Annotated in this window: 17 protein-coding genes; 8 read left to right on the top strand and 9 right to left on the bottom strand. The window is 64.4% G+C overall.

Annotated elements, in window-relative coordinates:
* The 3 genes from gshB to rsmI form a co-directional block, all read right to left on the bottom strand.
* Positions 1–933, bottom strand: a complete 933-nt coding sequence (gene gshB, locus N6L27_RS16480) for a glutathione synthase (RefSeq protein WP_271908402.1) — start codon at positions 931–933, stop codon at positions 1–3.
* A 71-nt stretch (positions 934–1,004) separates the two neighbouring features.
* A complete protein-coding gene (locus N6L27_RS16475) occupies positions 1,005–1,379 on the bottom strand; it encodes a YraN family protein (RefSeq protein ID WP_271908400.1) in 375 nt (124 codons plus the stop codon).
* A 3-nt stretch (positions 1,380–1,382) separates the two neighbouring features.
* A complete protein-coding gene (rsmI, locus tag N6L27_RS16470) occupies positions 1,383–2,240 on the bottom strand; it encodes a 16S rRNA (cytidine(1402)-2'-O)-methyltransferase (RefSeq protein ID WP_271908398.1) in 858 nt (285 codons plus the stop codon).
* 87 nt (positions 2,241–2,327) lie between these two features.
* Here rsmI and N6L27_RS16465 point away from each other — a divergent pair, with 87 nt between their 5' ends.
* The 5 genes from N6L27_RS16465 (at position 2,328) to N6L27_RS16445 (ending at position 8,708) form a co-directional block, all read left to right on the top strand.
* A complete protein-coding gene (locus tag N6L27_RS16465) occupies positions 2,328–3,494 on the top strand; it encodes a penicillin-binding protein activator (RefSeq protein ID WP_271908397.1) in 1,167 nt (388 codons plus the stop codon).
* Positions 3,454–6,291: a [protein-PII] uridylyltransferase gene (locus N6L27_RS16460; protein WP_442915789.1), complete on the top strand. Its 2,838-nt coding sequence runs from the start codon at positions 3,454–3,456 to the stop codon at positions 6,289–6,291. The genes N6L27_RS16465 and N6L27_RS16460 overlap by 41 nt, the downstream gene beginning before the upstream one ends.
* Positions 6,288–7,838 (top strand): murein biosynthesis integral membrane protein MurJ, encoded by a 1,551-nt coding sequence (gene murJ, locus N6L27_RS16455; RefSeq protein ID WP_271908396.1) that lies wholly within the window; start codon positions 6,288–6,290, stop codon positions 7,836–7,838. The genes N6L27_RS16460 and murJ overlap by 4 nt, the downstream gene beginning before the upstream one ends.
* On the top strand, positions 7,835–8,422 hold the full coding sequence (locus tag N6L27_RS16450) for a Crp/Fnr family transcriptional regulator (RefSeq protein WP_271908395.1): 588 nt from the start codon (positions 7,835–7,837) through the stop codon (positions 8,420–8,422). The genes murJ and N6L27_RS16450 overlap by 4 nt, the downstream gene beginning before the upstream one ends.
* A gap of 88 nt (positions 8,423–8,510) precedes the next feature.
* A complete protein-coding gene (locus tag N6L27_RS16445; protein ID WP_039180824.1) occupies positions 8,511–8,708 on the top strand; it encodes a YgaP family membrane protein in 198 nt (65 codons plus the stop codon).
* A 117-nt stretch (positions 8,709–8,825) separates the two neighbouring features.
* Here N6L27_RS16445 and N6L27_RS16440 read toward each other — a convergent pair whose 3' ends face one another.
* A complete protein-coding gene (locus N6L27_RS16440; RefSeq protein WP_271908394.1) occupies positions 8,826–9,512 on the bottom strand; it encodes a rhomboid family intramembrane serine protease in 687 nt (228 codons plus the stop codon).
* A 99-nt stretch (positions 9,513–9,611) separates the two neighbouring features.
* Between N6L27_RS16440 and trpS the strand changes: the two genes are divergently transcribed.
* Together trpS and N6L27_RS16430 are read left to right on the top strand one after the other, a co-directional pair.
* Positions 9,612–10,640, top strand: coding sequence for a tryptophan--tRNA ligase (trpS, locus tag N6L27_RS16435; RefSeq protein ID WP_271908393.1), 1,029 nt, complete (start codon positions 9,612–9,614; stop codon positions 10,638–10,640).
* A 151-nt stretch (positions 10,641–10,791) separates the two neighbouring features.
* Positions 10,792–12,819 (top strand): OmpA family protein, encoded by a 2,028-nt coding sequence (locus N6L27_RS16430; RefSeq protein ID WP_271908392.1) that lies wholly within the window; start codon positions 10,792–10,794, stop codon positions 12,817–12,819.
* A 69-nt stretch (positions 12,820–12,888) separates the two neighbouring features.
* Here the strand turns inward: N6L27_RS16430 and N6L27_RS16425 are convergent, their stop codons facing one another.
* The 5 genes from N6L27_RS16425 to paaG form a co-directional block, all read right to left on the bottom strand.
* The gene (locus N6L27_RS16425; RefSeq protein WP_039180833.1) at positions 12,889–13,098 is read right to left on the bottom strand and encodes a hypothetical protein; all 210 of its coding nucleotides are present in this window, start codon (positions 13,096–13,098) and stop codon (positions 12,889–12,891) included.
* Between the two features lie 62 nt (positions 13,099–13,160).
* The gene (locus N6L27_RS16420; RefSeq protein ID WP_260016449.1) at positions 13,161–13,757 is read right to left on the bottom strand and encodes a TetR/AcrR family transcriptional regulator; all 597 of its coding nucleotides are present in this window, start codon (positions 13,755–13,757) and stop codon (positions 13,161–13,163) included.
* 16 nt (positions 13,758–13,773) lie between these two features.
* On the bottom strand, positions 13,774–15,084 hold the full coding sequence (gene paaK / locus N6L27_RS16415; RefSeq protein ID WP_271908390.1) for a phenylacetate--CoA ligase PaaK: 1,311 nt from the start codon (positions 15,082–15,084) through the stop codon (positions 13,774–13,776).
* Between the two features lie 15 nt (positions 15,085–15,099).
* Positions 15,100–15,525 carry a hydroxyphenylacetyl-CoA thioesterase PaaI gene (paaI, locus tag N6L27_RS16410; protein ID WP_039180842.1) on the bottom strand — a complete coding sequence of 142 codons (426 nt, stop codon included), beginning with the start codon at positions 15,523–15,525 and terminating at the stop codon, positions 15,100–15,102.
* Between the two features lie 2 nt (positions 15,526–15,527).
* Positions 15,528–16,313 carry a 2-(1,2-epoxy-1,2-dihydrophenyl)acetyl-CoA isomerase PaaG gene (gene paaG / locus N6L27_RS16405; RefSeq protein ID WP_271908388.1) on the bottom strand — a complete coding sequence of 262 codons (786 nt, stop codon included), beginning with the start codon at positions 16,311–16,313 and terminating at the stop codon, positions 15,528–15,530.
* 128 nt (positions 16,314–16,441) lie between these two features.
* Between paaG and paaZ the strand changes: the two genes are divergently transcribed.
* The gene (gene paaZ / locus N6L27_RS16400; RefSeq protein ID WP_271908387.1) at positions 16,442–18,478 is read left to right on the top strand and encodes a phenylacetic acid degradation bifunctional protein PaaZ; all 2,037 of its coding nucleotides are present in this window, start codon (positions 16,442–16,444) and stop codon (positions 18,476–18,478) included.
* Positions 18,479–18,528: the final 50 nt, after the last annotated feature.

The following is an 18,528-nucleotide window of genomic DNA, read 5'->3' as shown; positions in this document are numbered from 1 at the left end:
TCAGACCTTCGCTTCGATCGCCTGCCAGACTTTCTCCGCGATATTCACACCGTCGAACCGCTCCAGCTCCTGAATGCCGGTCGGCGAAGTCACGTTGATCTCTGTCAGGTAATCGCCGATCACATCGATGCCGACAAAGATCTGGCCTTTCTCGCGCAAGAGCGGACCGATGGCGGCGCAGATCTCCAGATCGCGCTCGCTCAGCCCGATCTTCTCAGGCCGGCCGCCCACATGCATGTTCGACCGGGTTTCACCCGCCGCGGGCACCCGGTTGATCGCGCCCACCGGCTCCCCGTCGACCAGGATCACCCGTTTGTCGCCATTACTGACATCGGGCAGGAATTTCTGCACGATCAGCGGCTCGCGGCTGAAGCCGGTGAACAGCTCATGCAACGAGGTGAGGTTGCGGTCGTTTGCGTCCAGCCGGAACACGCCGGCGCCGCCATTGCCGTACAGCGGCTTCAGGATCACGTCGCCATGCTTTTCCTTGAACGCCTTGATGGTCTGCAGGTCGCGGGCGATGGTGGTCGGCGGTGTCAGCTCAGGGAAGTTCAGGACCAGCAATTTTTCCGGGTAGTTTCGTACCCAGAACGGATCATTCACCACCAGCGCCTGCCCCTTCAGCATGTCCAGGAGATGGGTCGAGGTGATGTAATGCATGTCAAACGGCGGATCCTGGCGCAGCCAGACCACGTCGAAATCCGCCAGATCAACCTCGCGTTCCTCGCCCAGAACCGCAGGTGTGCCAGCCACCCGCTGCACGGTCATGTCCTGGCCGCGGGCGGTAATGCGGCCTTCCTGGTATGCCAGCTGATCCGGGCCATAGAAAAACAGCTCATGGCCGCGCGCCTGGGCTTCTTCGGCCAGGCGGAAGCTGCTGTCGGCGTTGATGTCCACGCCCATGACCGGGTCCATCTGGAAGGCGATTTTCATGGCAGTATCCCTCGTAAGCTGACCGAATACATGGCCCACAGAACGCCGGGGTTCAATGGGGCAGCTGCGGATCAGTCAAAGCCGATAGCGTTTTCGATGATCTCTACCGCGCCGGTGCCATCGACCAGCGCCGCGTCAAACCGGACCGGCGTCAGCTGGCCTTGCGGTTCGTTGTCCAGGTACTGCCCTGCACTGGCATAGATCCGCTCTGCCTGCCGAGGTGTGATCCGCAGCGCCGCGCCGGCGCTGGTGGCGCTGTGTTTCACCTCGACAAAAACCAGTTCTTCGGGGCCGCGCAGGATGAGGTCAATCTCGCCGCCCGGACCCCGCCAGCGCCGTTCAGCCACGGTGTAGCCGCGGCTCTCATAGTGGCGCGCGACAATCTCCTCCGCCGCTTCACCGGCCAGATGGGCGCGGGCCCCGCGGTGCTGGCGGATCCGGCTCATGGCTCACGCCCCCTTCGCCATTTGCAGCGCCAGCTGATAGACCTTGCGCCGGGGCAGACCGTGCATCTCGGCAACGATCCCCGCGGCATCCTTGACCGAGTTGCCCTGCAATGCGGCCAGCAGATCGCTCTCCAGATCGCCGTCGCTGACCTCTGTCTCCTGCGCGCGGTCGACCAGCAGCACGATCTCGCCCCTGACCGGGGTTTCCTCCAGCCCGGCAGCCAGTTCCGTTAGCGGCGCGCGGCGCACCTCCTCAAACTTCTTGGTCAGCTCACGGCACAGCGCGGCAGGACGATTGCCCAGCACTGCCGCCATATCCGCAACAGAGGCCGCAACCCGTTTCGGGGATTCATAGAAAATCAGCGTGCCGGGGATTTCGCGCAGCTCTTCCAGACGCTTGCGCCGCGCACCAGAGGCATTCGGCAGGAAACCTGCAAAGAAAAATGCATCCGTGGGCAGCCCCGCCAGCGTCAGCGCTGTGGCCGCAGCAGAGGCGCCGGGAGCGCACGTGACGGAATGGCCCGCCTCTGCCGCCGCACGGCTGAGGTCAAAACCCGGGTCGGCAATCAGCGGCATCCCGGCCTCTGACGCGTAGGCAACCGACTTCCCCTCGCCTATCGCCTCCAGCAGTTTGGCCCGCGCGCCGGTGCCGCTGTGGTCGTGGTAGGCAATGATCCGCCTCCCGCCCAAAGGCACGCCGTGAATCTCCATCAGCTTGCGCAGCGAGCGTGTATCCTCAGCTGCAAGCACATCGGCCGAGGCCAGCACATCCAGCGCCCGCAGGGTAATGTCGCGGGCGGTGCCGATCGGCGTGGCAACAAAGTAAAGCCCGGGGGACAATATGACATTCTGGTGATTCAACGCTGGACCCGCCTTTTTGGTCGTTTATGATCCGCCCTTAAACCCACACGGCGCCGCAGCGCCGGGAGAACGGAGTTTCAAGCCATTATGTTTGCTGTTTTCAAACGCGCCCGCAAGGCAGCACTGACTGCCGCCGCCGCCATTTCCGCCATCGCCCTGACCGCCTGTGACCCGATTGCCGTCGGCACCGGCCCGACCATCAACACCTCCAAGCCGGTCCCGGTGGCGCTGCTGGTGCCGCGCGGCTCTGCCCAGCAGGGTGACACCGTGCTGGCAAAGAGCCTGGAAAACGCAGCCCGCATGGCCATTGCCGATCTGGACGGCGTGCTGATCGACCTGCGGGTCTATGACACCGCAGGCAGCCCCGAAGTGGCCTCTGGCGCCGCGCAGCAGGCGCTGAAGGACGGGGCCCGCGTGATCCTCGGCCCGGTCTACGCCGAGGCTGCCAATGCCGCCGGTATCGCGGCGCGCCAGCGCGGCGTGAATGTGCTGGCGTTTTCGAACAACCCGGCAATTGCAGGCGGCAATGTCTTTATCCTTGGACCGACCTTTGACAACACGGCCCGCCGGCTGACCAGCTTTGCCGCCCGCAACGGCAAGCGCAACATTCTGGTTGTCGGCGGCAATGACGCTGCAGGCAGCGCCGGGCGCAGCGCGATCCAGCGTGCCGCGGGCCAGAGCGGCGTGAACATCACCGGCAGCGTCGGTTACGAGCTGTCGCAGCAGGGTGTTATCAACGCCATTCCCAGCATCCGGTCTCAGGCAAGTGGCGCAGATGCGGTTTTCCTGACCTCGACCACCGCAGGCGCGCTGCCGTTGCTGGCGCAGCTGCTGCCCGAGGCCGGAGTTGACCCGGCGGATAAACAGTACATCGGCCTGACCCGCTGGGATATTCCACCCCAGACCCTGGCTCTGCCTGGCGTTCAGGGCGGCTGGTTTGCGCTGCCTGATCAGGGCAAAGTTCAGCAGTTCAGCGCCCGCTACCAGGCCAGCTACGGCGCTGCGCCGCATTCCATCGGCAGCCTGGCCTATGACGGCATTGCCGCCATTGGCGCGCTGGTTGCGGCCGGCAAGTCCGACGCGCTGACCGCAGGTGCCCTGACCCAGGGCGCTGGCTTCCAGGGTGCGGGCGGCATCTTCCGCTTGCGGCCCGACGGCACCAATGAGCGCGGGCTGGCCGTTGCCACCATCCAGGAACAGAAAGTCGTGATCATTGACCCAGCACCCAGCAGCTTCGGCGGCGCAGGCTTCTGAGCCTGCCGCCCTGGCGCAACCCTCGGTTAACGGCCATCCTGAACCGCTGGGCCCGCTGATCTGCGGCCCGGCGGAGATTTTTGACGCTGCCAGCATCCGCGCGCAGATCAAAGCACTGGCAGAGGACACTGCCCCTGCGGCTCTGCGCGCGGAAACCGTGAAGATCCTCAAGGCGGCCAACAAGGCCGGGCGCGCGGCCATTGCTGAGGCCTTTGCCAAAAAACCTTTTGCGGCACGGGATCTGACACGCTCCTACACGTTCCTGACCGACGGGCTGGTGACCACAGCCCTGTACGTGGCCAGCGAACTGCTGCACCCGCTGGCAACCCCGACCCGGGGCGAAAGGATCGCTGTTATGGCGGTTGGCGGTTACGGACGGGGGGAAATGGCACCGGCCTCGGACGTCGATCTGCTGTTTCTGACACCGTACAAGATCACCGCCTGGGCCGAGAGCGTGATCGAATCCATGCTCTACATCCTGTGGGACCTGCGGCTGAAGGTCGGCCATTCCAGCCGCACCATCAAGGACTGCATCCGGCTGGGCGGCGAGGATTACACCATCCGCACCGCAATGCTGGAGCACCGGTTCCTGGCCGGCCATGCGCCGCTGGCCAAGGAACTGGACAAGCGCCTGAAAAAGGAGCTGTTTTCCCAGGACGCCCCGGAGTTTGTCGAGGCCAAACTGGCCGAACGCGATGCCCGCCACCTGAAACAGGGGCAGCGCTATATGGTTGAGCCCAACGTGAAAGAGGGTAAAGGCGGCCTGCGCGACCTGCAGTCGCTGTTCTGGATCGCCAAGTATCTCTACCAGGTGAAGGACGCCAGGGAGCTGGTGCCGCTTGGACTGTTCCACGCCGAGGAGATGGAGCTGTTCACCAAGGCCGCCAATTTTCTTTGGGCGGTCCGGTCGCATCTGCATCTGGCAACCGGGCGCGCCACCGAACAGCTGACCTTTGACCTGCAGGTCGAAGTCGCCAGCCGCATGGGATACGAGGATAAGGCAGGCCGCCGTGGCGTGGAAGTCTTCATGCAGGAGTATTTCCGCCACGCCACCCGCGTCGGCGACCTGACCCGCATTTTCCTGACCAAGCTGGAGGCCAGCCAGCAGAAAAACGCGCCGCTCTTGGAGCGGATCTTCCGCCGCCGCCCGCGGATCAAGCCCGGCTACAAGGTGGTGCACAACCGGCTGGACGTGATCGACCCCAAGGCATTCCTGCAAGACCGGCTGAACCTTTTGCGGCTGTTCGAGGAAGCCCTGCGCACCGGCATGCTGATCCACCCGGATGCAATGCGGCTGGTGACAGCCAATCTGCATCTGATCGACGAGGACATGCGCAACGACAAGGAGGCGCGAAAGCTCTTCCTGGACCTGCTGCTGAAACACGGAAACTCCGAACGCGCCCTGCGGCGCATGAACGAACTGGGCGTGCTGTCCGCTTTCCTTCCGGAATTCGAACCCATCGTGGCGATGATGCAGTTCAATATGTATCACTCCTACACGGTGGATGAGCACACCATTCAGGTGATCGCCAACTTTGCTGCCATCGAACGCGGCGAGCTGGAGGACGAGCTGCCGCTGTCGTCTGGAATTCTCCGCAAAGGCCTCAACCGAAAGGTGATGATGGTGGCGATGCTGCTGCACGACATCGGCAAGGGCCGCGAGCAGGATCATTCGATCCTGGGCGCCCAGATCGCCCGCAAGGTCGCGCCACGGCTGGGGCTGAAGCCCTCGGAATGCGAAACCGTGGAATGGCTGGTGCGCTATCACCTGCTGATGTCGGACATGGCGCAGAAGCGTGACATCGCCGACCCGCGGACAGTGCGCGATTTTGCCAAGGCAGTGCAAACGGTGAAACGGCTTGATCTGCTGCTATTGCTGACCGTCTGCGATATCCGCGGCGTCGGGCCGGACACCTGGAACAACTGGAAGGCGGCCCTGCTGCGCGCGCTCTATGGCCAAACCCGCGCCGCGCTTGAGGGCGGCATGGAGGCTTTGAACCGCGAGCACCGGGGGGCGTCCGCCAAGAAGGCCCTGCGCGAGGCACTGCCGGATTGGTCCAAGGCCGACCTCAAGACCGAGACCGCACGCCACTATCCGCCCTACTGGCACGGCTTGCACGTTACGGCGCATGTGGATTTCGCCGAAATGCTGCGCGAATACATCGCCAAGGGCGACCCGGGCGAGGTGATGATCCGGCTCTATCCGGATGTGGACCGCGACGCGACCCGCGCCTGTTTCGTGATGGAAGACCATCCCGGCATCTTTGCCCGCATCGCCGGTGCCCTTGCCCTTGTCGGGGCCAATGTGGTCGATGCCCGCTCCTACACCACCAAGGACGGTTACGTGACCGATGCCTTCTGGATCCAGGACAGCGAAGGCCACCCCTTTGATCCGATCCGCCTGCACCGGCTGAAACAGATGATCGAAAAGACCCTGAAGGGCGAGGTGATCACCCGCGACGCGCTGAAATCCCGCGACAAGATCAAGAAACGCGAAAAAGCCTTCAAGGTGCCGACCCATATCACCTTCGACAACGAAGGGTCGGAAATCTACACCATTATCGAAGTCGACACCCGCGACCGGCCCGGGCTTCTCTATGATCTGGCCCGGACCCTGGCCTCTGCCAACGTCTACATTGCCAATGCGGTGATCGCGACCTATGGCGAGCAGGTGGTGGATGCCTTCTATGTCAAGGACATGTTCGGCTTGAAATACTACGCCGAATCCAAGCAGCGGACGCTGGAAAAGAAACTGCGCGAGGCAATTGCCGAGGGCGCAAAACGGGCGGATACATGAAACCGATCAAATTGCTGTCGGGCTTCCTGACCGTCGGGTTCTGGACGCTGGCCAGCCGTCTGCTGGGCTTTGCCCGTGAGATTCTGATTGCCGCCTTCATCGGTCCGGGGCCGGTACTGGACGCCTTTATCGTGGCCTTCCGCCTGCCCAATATGTTCCGCCGCTTTTTTGCCGAAGGTGCGTTCAACGCTGCCTTTGTCCCGGCCTTTTCCAAGCGTTTTGAGGCCGGCGAGGATGCCCGGAGTTATGCCCAGCAGGCCTTCAACCTGCTGGCCGCCGCGGTGCTGGCACTGGTTGGTCTTGGCATGGTGTTCATGCCCGGGCTGGTCTGGCTGACCGCCGGCGGTTTCGTCGGAGACGCTCGGTTTGATATGGCAGTAGGATACGGCTACATCGTCTTCCCCTACATCCTGTTCATGTCGCTGGCGGCGCTGTTTTCCGGCGTGCTGAACGCCACGGGGCGGTTTGCAGCCGCCGCCGCGGCTCCTGTACTCCTCAACATCTTTGCCTGCGCTGCAATGACAGCCGGGGCCGTTCTGGGCGGCGACGTTGTTGTCTGGCTTGTCTGGACCATTCCGGTTGCAGGTGTTGCACAGCTGGCCCTGGTCTGGTCAGCGGCGGAACGGGCCGGCATCCCGCTGCGGCCCGGATTGCCCCGCTGGAATACTGAGATGCGCGATCTGATGCGGGTGGCGCTGCCAGCCGCGCTCGCCATGGGGGTCACTCAGATCAACCTGGTCGTCGGCCAGTATGTGGCCTCCGATATCGAAAAGGCCGCCAGCTGGCTGTTCATCGCCGACCGCCTGTACCAGCTGCCCCTGGGGGTCGTGGGCATCGCGGTCGGCATCGTTCTGCTGCCCGCCCTGTCGCGCCGCCTGCGCGCCGGCGACACCTCTGGATCACAAGACGCCTTGTCCCGCGCGGGTGAGTTTTCGCTGCTGCTGGCCGTTCCCTCCGCTGTGGCCTTCATCACCGTACCGGTGCCGCTGGTCTCCGTGCTTTACGAGCGCGGCGCCACCGGCCCCGAGGACGTCGCCGCAATTGCCGTTGCGGTCGCCATTTATGGCGCGGGACTGCCGGCCTTCATGCTGCAGAAGGTGCTGCAGCCGCTCTACTTCGCGCGCGAGGACACAAGGACCCCGTTCCGCTATGCCCTGGTTGCCATGGTGGTGAACGCTGGACTGGCCTTCGGGCTGAAACCGGTGCTGGGCTGGATTGCTCCCGCCATCGCCGCCTCAGCAGCTGGCTGGGCGATGGTGGCGCTGCTGGCGCTCGGTGCCCTCGGCATGGGCGAGGAAGCCCGGTTCGACACCCGCTTCCGCCGCCGCGCCTGGCGCATCCTCGCAGCCTCTGCCGTGATGGGCGCGGTGCTCTACGCGGTGGCGCACACAGCGGGCTGGCTGTTCACGCTGGACTACTGGCGGTACCTGTCCCTGCTGGGGCTGGTGCTGCTGGGCGGCGCGGTCTACTTCGCCGCGGGCCAGGCCTTCGGCGCTTTCCGCCTGTCGGAGTTCCGCACCGCCCTAAGCCGCCGGAACCGCGCATGAGCCGCCTGTCCTGCCCTGCTGGCACCGTGCTGTTCCGCCCCGGGCAGGACTGCCCCGGCTTTGTCCGGCTCACCGCAGGCCGCATTAAGGTCACCCTGACCGCCGCCAACGGCCGCGAAGTCGTGCTGTACCGCGTCGGCCCGGGCGACGTCTGCCTGCAGACCTTTGCCTGCCTCACCGACGGCCGCAGCTACGCCGCGGAAGGCGTGGCAGAGACCGCGCTGGAGGGCGAGATCCTCCCGCATGCTGCCTTTCGCCAGGCGATGTCAAAGGACGGGGCGTTCCGCAGCGAAGTGCTGACCGCCGTCGCCCGCCGCTTTGCCGACTACGAGCAACTGGTCGAGGACGTCGCCCTGACCGGGTTTGACGCCCGGCTCGCCCGGGTGCTGCTGCGGCTGGCACAGGAAAGCGACGAAGTCCGCATAACCCATGACGCGCTGGCTGCCGAAACCGCCTCGGGCCGCGCTTTCGTGACCCGCCGCCTGCGCGAATTCGCCCGCCTTGGCCTGGTGGAAACACAGCGCGGGCAGTTGCGCATCCTGGACCGCGCCGGGCTGGAGCGGGTGGCTGAGGATGAAACCTGAGCTTTGGTGACTCTGTCACCGACAGCCAGTGCCGCCACGGTCTAAAATAGACTCAGAATTTCCAACCTGAGTTCGAAAGGACCACGCAATGCCCCGTAACGAAGGCACCCTCGACCGCGCCCTGCGCATCCTTCTTGGCCTGATCCTGCTGTCGCTGGTGTTCATCGGCCCGCAAACCCTGTGGGGCCTCATCGGCCTGGTGCCGCTGGCGACCGGCCTCATGGGCTATTGCCCGCTATATCAGGTTCTCGGCCTCAGCACCTGCCCGCTCAAAAAACAGGGCTGACCCTCCCGGCCAGTCCCGTGTCAAGGGCGGCATAGCCGCCGCGCGGCAGCGCGGCCCGGCCCAACGGCTGGCGATGCCCCGCCAGGGGCGTCACCAGCGGGCGGGAGAAGCCCGGTTTCAATCGTGGCGGATGCGGTTCCTGATCCGTGCCCAGCCGCCCGGTGCCAGGAAAAACGACAGGCCGAAGCCGGTGGCAAATCCTGCCAGGTCCGCCACCCAGTCCTTCTGGCCGCCAAACAGCAGCCCGAACAACAGCTGCGCCCCCATCAGAAAGGCAATCAGCGTGAATGCCCGGCTCTGCTGCGCCCCAACCAGCGCGAGCGAGCGCCACAGCAGGAAGGTGAAGGCGCCGATGAGCCCGTAGACCGCGGGAAACCCGCCCACCAGCGGCGCAGGTGAGCTGACCAGAAGCGCATAGCCCAGCGCCCCGCCGGCGCCGGACAGCAGGAAGATGACGACCATCGCCAGGTCACCCATCACTTCGCCCACCATCTTGCCCATCGCCAGCACAAAGACGCAGACAAACAGCGCGTGGGTAAAAGCGCCATGCACAAATATGTAGGACAGGAAACGCATCAGATGCTCCGGCACCCAGCGGCCGCTTTCCTGCATCCACCAGAAGATATCACCGGAAAACGCATAGGACTGGATCGCTTCCAGCCGCCAGCCGATTGCCTCCGGCCCGCCCAGGATGCCGCGCGCACCCAGCGAGAAAACCGCCTCGATGCCGATGATGATCAGCACCAGCGCCACCACGGCGGCGGGCAGCGGGTTGACGGGGGCGTTATGGGGCTCACTGCTCATCCGGACTCCTTGCGGCACGGAATGCCCCGCGCCTGTTGACCTATCCTGGCCCCATGGGTAAGCGACGATGGTGCATAATTCCAGACGGGAGTTTCCGCGATGAGCGAAACCAGCTTCACCCCGCGCGTGTTTTCGGGGATCCAGCCTTCGGGCAACCTGCACTTGGGGAATTACCTCGGTGCGTTGAAGCGCTTCGTCGACTGGCAGGCCAAGGACGTTGAGACCATCTATTGCATGGTTGACCTGCATGCGATCACCGTCTGGCAGGATCCCGCGGACCTCCAGAAATCCACCCGCGAGCTCTGCGCGGGCTTCATCGCCGCCGGCATCGACCCTGAGGATTCGATCCTGATCAACCAGTCCCAGGTGCCCGAGCACGCGCAGCTGGCCTGGGTGTTCAACTGCGTCGCCCGCATGGGCTGGATGCAGCGGATGACCCAGTGGAAGGACAAGGCAGGCAAGAACCAGCAGAACGCCTCGCTGGGCCTGTTTGCCTATCCGGCGCTGATGGCCGCCGACATTCTGGTCTATCACGCCACCCATGTGCCGGTGGGCGAGGACCAGAAGCAGCACCTGGAGCTGACCCGCGACATCGCGATCAAGTTCAACCATGACTACGGCGTCAACTTCTTCCCGGAGACCGAGCCGGTGATCGAAGGCGCAGCCACCCGGGTGATGTCCCTGCGCGACGGCTCCAAGAAAATGTCGAAGTCCGACCCTTCGGACGCCAGCCGCATCAACCTGACCGATGACGCCGACGCCATCGCCAAGAAAATCCGCAAGGCCAAGACCGATCCCGAGGCGCTGCCCTCCGAAGTGAAGGGACTGGAGGACCGCCCGGAAGCGCGCAACCTCGTGAACATCTACGCCGCCCTGAACGAGCAGACCGTCGAACAGGTGCTGGCTGATGTGGGCGGCCGCCAGTTCTCCGAATTCAAACCGATGCTGGCGGATCTGGCGGTTTCCAAGCTGGCGCCGATCTCCACCGAGATGGCGCGGCTGATGCAGCATCAGGACGAGATCGACAAGATCCTGGCCCGCGGCGCCGAACGCGCCCGCGCAATCACCGCACCGATCCTGCGCCAGACCTATGACATCATCGGCATGGTGCCGCCGCCGGCGGTCTGACGCCCGCCACGTCATCCGCCAGCGGAAAACAGCCTGATCCAAGCCGCCCCGGCCCGGGGCGGCTTTTCTTTTTGGCCTGCGATGCGCAACTAACCCGGTGTTTATCCGTTATCCTTGTGCGGCCATGTGCCGGAACAAGAAAGGAACCGAAATGAAACCGGGAATTTTCAAATCATCCACGGCGCTGGCAGTGATGATCTCGCTGGCGGCCCCGCTGCCCGCCCTGTCGCAGAACCAGAGCGGCAAGCAGATTGACCTCAGCCAGATGTCCGCCGCAGAAATCGGCGAACTTGTGGACCGTTGCCGCAAGCGTGCTGAACGGCGGCAGAAGAAACTGGAGGCCGGCCAGGACGTCGAGGAAAAGGCCGGCAAGATCGCCAAGTTCTGCCAGGCCTATGGCGAAGGCGCCTTTGACCCCGCCCTGCCCGCAGACCTCCAGTCTGCCAGTGTTCTGGCAGGCATCGGCGCTGCGGAGGCAGAGGTAACGGCAACCGCGGATCAGGCCGTCGAAGCGCAGGCAGAGGCCGCAGCAGAAGCCCAGACCGAAACCGTCAGCGAAGATCAGTCCCAGGCAGAAGCTGCGGCGGAAGCCACAGGACAGCAGGACGCGCAGGAACAGCCTGCAGAGGCCGAAGCGCAAGTAGAGGCCGAAGCTCAGGCTGAAGCCGAAGCGCAGGCACTGGCAGAGGCTTTGGCGCAAGAAGAAGCTGAAGCGCAGGCTGCAGCTGAGCAACAAACGCAAGCCGAGGCCGAAGCTCAAGCCGCAGCTGAACAGGCTCAGGCGGAAGCAGAAGCGCAGGCTGCGGCAGAAGAACAGGCCGCAGCTGCAGAACAAGCTGCAACAGAACAGGCTCAGGCGGAAGCAGAAGCGGCGGCTCAGGCTGCAGCCGAGGAACAGGCCCAGGCAGAGGCTGAGGTGCAAACCGATCCTCAGGCTGATATCAGCGGCGAGGCATCCGCCGGCGCCAGCGCCGAGGAAATCGCAGCGGACCTTGCACAGTCTCAAGGCGGGACGGCTGAAGAAACGGACAATCCCGAGCTGGTGGAACAGGACAGCCAGGCCCAGGCTGATGCTTTGGCCGAAGAAACCGGTGAGCCTGCAGCCGCCGCCGCGGCCGCGGACGGCGCTGTTGCCGAAGGCGAGGCCGAAGTAACCGAAGAAGTGGTCACCGAGGAAACCGCGCGCAGCTCTGACGAGGAATTCGAGACCGGGGTCAATGAAACCGCCCAGGCACAAGCCCAGGCACCTGCCCCGCAGGTCAACGCCGCCACTGAGGATGACAGCGGCCTCTCCACTCGCGAGCGCAACGCCCTGCTCGGCCTTGGCGCGCTGGCAATCGGCACGCTACTGAACAATGGCGGCAAGGTGGTCTCGAACTCCGGCGACCGCGCCATCGTCGAGCAGGACGGCCAGTACCGCGTCCTGAAAGATGATGATGCACTGCTGCGCCAGCCGGGCTCCAACGTGACCACCTACCGGTTCCAGGACGGCTCAACCCGCACCGTGGTGGTGCGCGAGAACGGGGTCGAGGTGGAAACCATCCGCTCCGCCGACGGCCGGGTGCTGCGCCGCACCAAGCTGCTGCCGGACGGCCGCAGTGTGGTGCTGTTCGACGACACCCGGAAGGCTGAGCGCGTGGTGGTCAATGAGCTGCCGCAGGCGCAGGACAACCGCCGCGCCTTCTCCAGCACCGGCACGGTCTCGGCTGAGGATCTGGCCGCAGCACTGGCCGCACAGGACGCCAAGACCGTTGACCGCCGCTTCTCGCTGGCGCAGATCCGCAACATTGACGCGGTGCGCCGCCTGACCCCGGTGATCAACGTGGATTCGGTGAATTTCGACACCGGCTCCTCAGTGATCCGACCGCAAGAGGCAGAAGAACTGGCAACCCTCGGCAACGCGCTGCGCGAGCTGATTGACCGCAACCCGGGCGAGGTGTTCCTGATCGAAGGCCATACCGATGCCGTGGGCGCCGCGACCTACAATCTGGCCCTGTCGGACCGGCGCGCGGAAACCGTGGCCCTGGCGCTGACGGAGTATTTCGGCGTGGCACCGGAAAACATGGTTGTGCAGGGCTATGGCGAAAGCGACCTGGCGGTCAGCACCCTGGCAGCCGAACGCGCCAACCGCCGCGTCGCGGTGCGCCGTATCACCCGGCTGCTGGGCAACCCGGGCTGACAGGCCTGAAACTGACCGGATCTGAGAAGAAACAGCACCCGGCGGGACATTCCGCCGGGTGTTTCACTGTTACTCTGCCGGTGTCCTCTTGCGCGACAGCAGCCCGTATTTCAGCGCAAAACCCTTCCAGCTGAACCGGCGCCGGCCGCTGGCCGCCTTCGGCTTCCCGGCCGTGCGGTCGAACTCATACATGTCGATGGCCCGTTCGGCGCAGCCGCAGGCCTCGCCCAGTCCCACCTTCTTGTAATAGAAGTTTTCGAAGTTCTCAGGTTTCTGCATGGCACCCTCCGGTATCCGGACAGGCTAGCGCAGAAACGCGGAAACGCAAAACCGCGCCGCAGTCAGAGCCCCTTGACCCCGCTCAGCGTCAGGTCCGCCACCAGCCCGGCGTAATCCTCGCGCGCCTTTGAGCCGGCGCCGGAGTTCCACATGTAATACCAGTTCAGCATGCCAAAAACAGACATGGTGGCGCCACGCAGCTTGGCGGCGTCACCATTGAAAATCTCCGGCGCCACATCCTTCAGCGCATCGCTCATGAATTGAACCATCTCGCGCTGGTAGCCGCGCAGATGCTTCTGCTGCTCCTCCGGCAGCGCCCCCATTGCGCCCAGCTGCACCTGATGCTCATGGTCGGCGCCCTGATAGGCCAGCATGATCTCCGACACGATGCGGCGCAGCCGGTCCTCTGCGTTCAGGCCCGCCAGATCCACTCCGCAGACCCTGTCGCGCAACTCGCAAAGGTAGGTATCAAGGAGGCCATAAAGCACGGCATCCTTGCTGTCATAGTAATGGTAGATGTTCGCCTTTGAGATCCCGCATTCGCGCGCCAGCTGGGTCATCGACGCCCGGTCGTAGCCGGAGTCGGCAAACACCTTGGCTGCCGACTTCAGGATCTGTGCGCGTTTCTCATCGTGGTCTTTTGCGATCGTACGGGCCAAGGCTCACTCTCCCGGTTCAGGACTGGCTGCGGTTGTCGACGACGCGTTTGGCCTTGCCTTGGCTGCGCTCGACGGACCCCGGGTCGCCTACAATGATCTCGGTCGAAACGCCAACCATATCCTTGATCCGCTTGGTCAGCATCCGCGCTGCCGCGGTCTTGCTCAGCTCGTCGGTTGCGTCCGGGTTGGCCTCCACAAACACCCGCATCGCGTCCATGCGGCCGGATTTGTAGAGCTCGATCTGATAGTACGGCGCGAGGCCGCCGGTCGCCAGCAGCTGCTCCTCCACCTGGCTGGGGAACACGTTGACGCCGCGCAGGATGATCATGTCGTCGCTGCGCCCGGTGATCTTCTCCATCCGCCGCATCGACCGCGCGGTGCCCGGCAGCAGGCGGGTCAGGTCGCGGGTGCGGTAGCGCACCATCGGCAGGCCTTCCTTGGTCAGCGTGGTGAACACCAGCTCGCCCAGCTCCCCGTCCGGCAGCACCTCGCCGGTCTGCGGGTCAATGATCTCCGGCAGGAAATGATCCTCCCAGATCACCGGGCCGTCCTTGGTCTCAACGCATTCGTTGGCGACACCCGGCCCCATGATCTCGCTGAGGCCATAAATATCGACCGCATGCATATCAAAGGCGTCTTCAACCTCCTTGCGCATTGCGTCGGTCCAGGGTTCAGCACCAAAGATGCCCACCTTCAGCGAGCACTCGCGCGGGTCCATGCCAACCTTGTGGTACTGCTCCAGGATGTTGAGCATATAGGAGGGCGTCACCATGATCCCATCGGGTTTGAAATCGGTTATCAGGCCGACCTGCTTCTCGGTCTGCCCGCCTGACATCGGCACCACAGTCGCCCCCAGCCGTTCGATCCCGTAATGCGCACCCAGGCCGCCGGTGAACAGGCCATAGCCATAGGCGTTATGCACCATGTCGCCCTTGCGCAGGCCGGACGCCCGCAGGGACCGCGCCACCAGATCCGCCCAGTTCGAAATATCATTGGCGGTATAGCCCACCACCGTCGGCTTGCCGGTGGTGCCGGAGGACGCATGCAGGCGGATGATTTCACTGCGCGGCACGGCAAACAAGCCAAAGGGGTAATTGTCCCGCAGGTCGTTCTTGTAGGTGAAAGGGAACTTGGCCAGGTCGGACAGCTCCTGCAGGTCGTCCGGATGCACGCCGGCCTCGTCAAACCGCTGCTTGTACATCGCCACGTTGTCATAGGCGTGGCGCACCGACCACTTCAGCCGCTCCAGCTGCAGGCTGCGGATTTCGTCGATCGAGGCGATCTCGATCGGGTCCAATTCACCCTTCTTGGGGCTCAGGTCTTCCATGGCGTCCTCCACACCTTATTCGTCAAACAACTGGCCTTTGACCGCCCGGGAGAAGCCCCGGAACTCAGCGATCTGCTGGCCGTCCTGGTTGGTCACTGTCACGTCGTAAATGCCGCTGCGCCCGGTCAGGGAAATCTCGCGGGCCGTGGCAATCAGCTTGTCACCCAGCCGTCCCGGCGCGGTGAAGCTGATCACGTTGTGCTGCGCCACGGTCGACTGGTTGCGGCTGTTACAGGCAAAGGCAAAGGCACTGTCAGCCAGCATGAACGTCACGCCGCCGTGGCAGATGCCGTGGCCGTTGCAGTGGTGCTGCGCAATGGTCAGCTCCAGCGTGGCCTCGCCCTCATCCACATGGGTGATCTCCATCCCTGCCCATTTGGACGCTTGGTCCTCTGCCCACATCGCGGCAGCAGATTTTTCGGCGCGTTCCTTGGGGGTCATGGTCATTTGCCCTTGAACGCGGGGGCGCGTTTTTCCAGGAAGCTGGCGACGCCCTCGGCGTAATCCGCGCTTTCGCCGCAGGTCTTCATCGCGTCCGCCTCAATCTCCAGCTGGTCGGACAGGGTGTTGACCGCCGCGGCCTGGATGCACTGCTTGGTCAGCCCCAACCCCAGCGTCGGGCCATTGGCAAATTTCTCTGCCATGGCGCGGGCCTCTGCCATCAGTTCGCCGTCCGGCAGCGCTTTCCAGATCAGGCCCCAGTCCTCTGCCTTCTTCGCAGGCAGCGGCTCAGCGGTCAGCGCCAGACCCTTGGCCCGCGCCTCGCCCAGCAGCCGCGGCAGATGCCAGCTGCCGCCAGTGTCTGGGATCAGGCCCACCTTGGAAAACGACTGGATGAACTTGGCGCTTTCCGCTGCCAGCACCATGTCGCAGGCCAGCGCCAGGTTGGCGCCTGCCCCCGCGGCCACGCCGTTCACCGCGCAGATCACCGGGAAGTTCAATTCACGGATCAGCCGCACCAGCGGCGCATAGAATTTGCGCACGGTCTGGCTCAGGTCCGGCGGCCCGTCCATCTTGCGCGGGTCGCGGTCGCCCAGATCCTGGCCGGCGCAGAAGCCGCGCCCGGCGCCGGTCAGCAGCACCGCGCGGGCGCCGCCGTCGCGCGCGCCTTCCAGCGCGGCGCGCAAGGCGTTGTGCATCTCCTCGTTGAAACTGTTCAGCCGGTCCGGGCGGTTCAGGGTGATCTCCACCCAGGTGCCGTGGTCCTCAACCAGAATCGTATCGCTCATCGCTCCCTCACCCTCGTCAGCGGCGCATCTGACAAATTTCTTGCATAAACCGACCGGACGGTCAATATATCTCAGCATCGGATTCCAGCCAGCCGGCTCCGCGCCGGCCTGATGAAAAGGACGACAGGATGAGCCTTCTAGAGATTTCCAGCTTTGCAGCGGGTCAATGGGTCGCACCGGGCACAGGCGCCCGCAACATCGCCAGCGCCATCACCGGCGAGGTGATCGCGTCAGCCGGCAATGACGCACTCGACGTGCAAGGAATGCTCGACTACGCCCGCGCGGTGGGCGGTGCCAACCTGCGGAAGCTGACCTTCCACGACCGCGCCCGGATGCTGAAGGCGCTGGCAGGCCACCTGAACCAGCACAAGCAGGCGCTTTATGACCTGTCGTTCAACACCGGTGCCACACAGTCCGACCATATGATCGACATCGACGGCGGCATCGGCACCATGTTCGTCTTCGCCTCCAAGGGCCGCCGCGAGATGCCGGACGGCCATGTCTACCTCGACGGCGACGTAGAGCAGCTCAGCCGCAACGGCACCTTCCTGGGCCAGCACATCTGCACCCCGCTGCGCGGTGTCGCGGTTCATATCAACGCCTTCAACTTCCCTGTCTGGGGCATGCTGGAGAAACTGGCCCCCACCCTGCTCGCCGGTGTTCCCGCCATCGTGAAGCCCGCCACCAACAGCTGCTATGTGACGGAACTGGCAGTAAAACTGATGCTCGACAGCGGCATCCTGCCCGAGGGCGCGCTGCAACTGGTCTCCGGCGGCCTCGGCGACATGCTGGACCACCTGACCATGCAGGACGTGGTCAGCTTCACCGGCTCCGCCAATACCGCACTGAAACTGCGCGCGAACCCGGTGATCCTGGAAAACTCGGTCCGTTTTGTGGCCGAACAGGACAGCCTCAACGCGTCCATCCTGGGCCCCGACGCGCAGCCCGGCACGCCGGAGTTCGACTTGTTCGTCAAGGAAGTCAGCCGCGAAATGACCACCAAGGCGGGCCAGAAATGCACCGCCATCCGCCGCATCATCGCGCCGCAAGCGCAGGTGGACGCGGTGATCGAGGCACTGTCCGCTCGCCTGTCCAAGACTGTCATCGGTGATCCGCGCCTCGATACCACCCGCATGGGCGCGCTGGTCTCCAATAGCCAGAAACGCGACGTGCTGGAAAAGGCTGAAATCATCGGCCAGGAGGCGGAGCGCGTCTTTGGCGACCCGGAAAACTTCTCAGTCGACGGCGCCGACGCCGACGCCGAAAAAGGCGCCTTTGTCCCGCCGATGCTGTTCCACTGCGCCGATCCGGACAACGCCCAGCGCGTGCACGACACAGAGGCCTTCGGCCCCGTCTCCACCATCATGGGCTACCGCGATCTGGACCACGCCATTGATCTGGCCAACCGCGGCCAGGGCTCGCTGGTGGCCTCTGTCATTACCCATGACGCCAATGTCGCCCGCGAGGTTGCCATCGGCGCCGGCGCCTATCACGGCCGCCTCTACTTCAACAACCGCGACTCGATGAAGGAATCGACCGGCCATGGCTCCCCCCTGCCCCACATGGTGCACGGCGGCCCGGGCCGCGCCGGCGGCGGCGAGGAGATGGGCGGCGTGCGCGGCGTCAAACACTACATGCAGCGCACCGCCATCCAGGGCTCGCCCGACATCCTGTCCGCGATTGGAGACAAATGGGTCCCCGGCGGCACCGAGATCGAAGGCCCGGCGCACCCCTTCACCCGCAAGTTCGGCGAGCTGTCCATCGGCGAGACCCTGCACACCGCACCGCGTACCGTGACGCTGGAGGATATCGAGACCTTCGCCCATTTTACCGGTGACACCTTCTATGCCCACATGGACGACGACGCCGCCAGGCGGAACCCGTTCTTCCCGGGCCGCGTGGCACACGGGTACCTGCTCCTGTCCTTTGCCGCAGGCCTGTTCGTGCAGCCGGACGAGGGCCCGGTTCTGGCCAACACCGGCCTCGACAATCTGCGCTTCATGAAGCCTATTTCGGCGGGCGAAAGCATCAAGGTCCGCCTGTCGGTCAAGAAGAAGACCCCCCGCAACGAGGAATACGGCGAGGTGCGCTGGCACGTGACCTTGACCAATCAGGATGATGAGATCGCGGCGGAATATGAACTGCTGACCATGAACGCCTTCTGACTTGCGCAAAAGCGGCAGGCTGCGGTAACGCAGCCGTGCGCCCGGACTGG

Origin of the sequence: Leisingera sp. SS27, from assembly GCF_028368855.1 — a bacterium.
GTDB lineage: Bacteria > Pseudomonadota > Alphaproteobacteria > Rhodobacterales > Rhodobacteraceae > Leisingera.
This window is presented reverse-complemented; position numbering and strand designations above follow the sequence as displayed.

What these genes read in the sequence shown, in the direction of transcription:
- paaI (WP_039180842.1), bottom strand. Translation starts at nt 15,525, where the DNA reads ATGACCCCCAAGGAACGCGCCGAAAAATCTGCTGCCGCGATGTGGGCA.
- paaK (WP_271908390.1), bottom strand. Translation starts at nt 15,084, where the DNA reads ATGGAAGACCTGAGCCCCAAGAAGGGTGAATTGGACCCGATCGAGATC.
- murJ (WP_271908396.1), top strand. Translation starts at nt 6,288, where the DNA reads ATGAAACCGATCAAATTGCTGTCGGGCTTCCTGACCGTCGGGTTCTGG.
- N6L27_RS16475 (WP_271908400.1), bottom strand. Translation starts at nt 1,379, where the DNA reads ATGAGCCGGATCCGCCAGCACCGCGGGGCCCGCGCCCATCTGGCCGGT.
- trpS (WP_271908393.1), top strand. Translation starts at nt 9,612, where the DNA reads ATGAGCGAAACCAGCTTCACCCCGCGCGTGTTTTCGGGGATCCAGCCT.
- paaZ (WP_271908387.1), top strand. Translation starts at nt 16,442, where the DNA reads ATGAGCCTTCTAGAGATTTCCAGCTTTGCAGCGGGTCAATGGGTCGCA.
- N6L27_RS16450 (WP_271908395.1), top strand. Translation starts at nt 7,835, where the DNA reads ATGAGCCGCCTGTCCTGCCCTGCTGGCACCGTGCTGTTCCGCCCCGGG.
- N6L27_RS16430 (WP_271908392.1), top strand. Translation starts at nt 10,792, where the DNA reads ATGAAACCGGGAATTTTCAAATCATCCACGGCGCTGGCAGTGATGATC.
- N6L27_RS16440 (WP_271908394.1), bottom strand. Translation starts at nt 9,512, where the DNA reads ATGAGCAGTGAGCCCCATAACGCCCCCGTCAACCCGCTGCCCGCCGCC.
- gshB (WP_271908402.1), bottom strand. Translation starts at nt 933, where the DNA reads ATGAAAATCGCCTTCCAGATGGACCCGGTCATGGGCGTGGACATCAAC.
- N6L27_RS16465 (WP_271908397.1), top strand. Translation starts at nt 2,328, where the DNA reads ATGTTTGCTGTTTTCAAACGCGCCCGCAAGGCAGCACTGACTGCCGCC.
- paaG (WP_271908388.1), bottom strand. Translation starts at nt 16,313, where the DNA reads ATGAGCGATACGATTCTGGTTGAGGACCACGGCACCTGGGTGGAGATC.
- N6L27_RS16445 (WP_039180824.1), top strand. Translation starts at nt 8,511, where the DNA reads ATGCCCCGTAACGAAGGCACCCTCGACCGCGCCCTGCGCATCCTTCTT.
- N6L27_RS16425 (WP_039180833.1), bottom strand. Translation starts at nt 13,098, where the DNA reads ATGCAGAAACCTGAGAACTTCGAAAACTTCTATTACAAGAAGGTGGGA.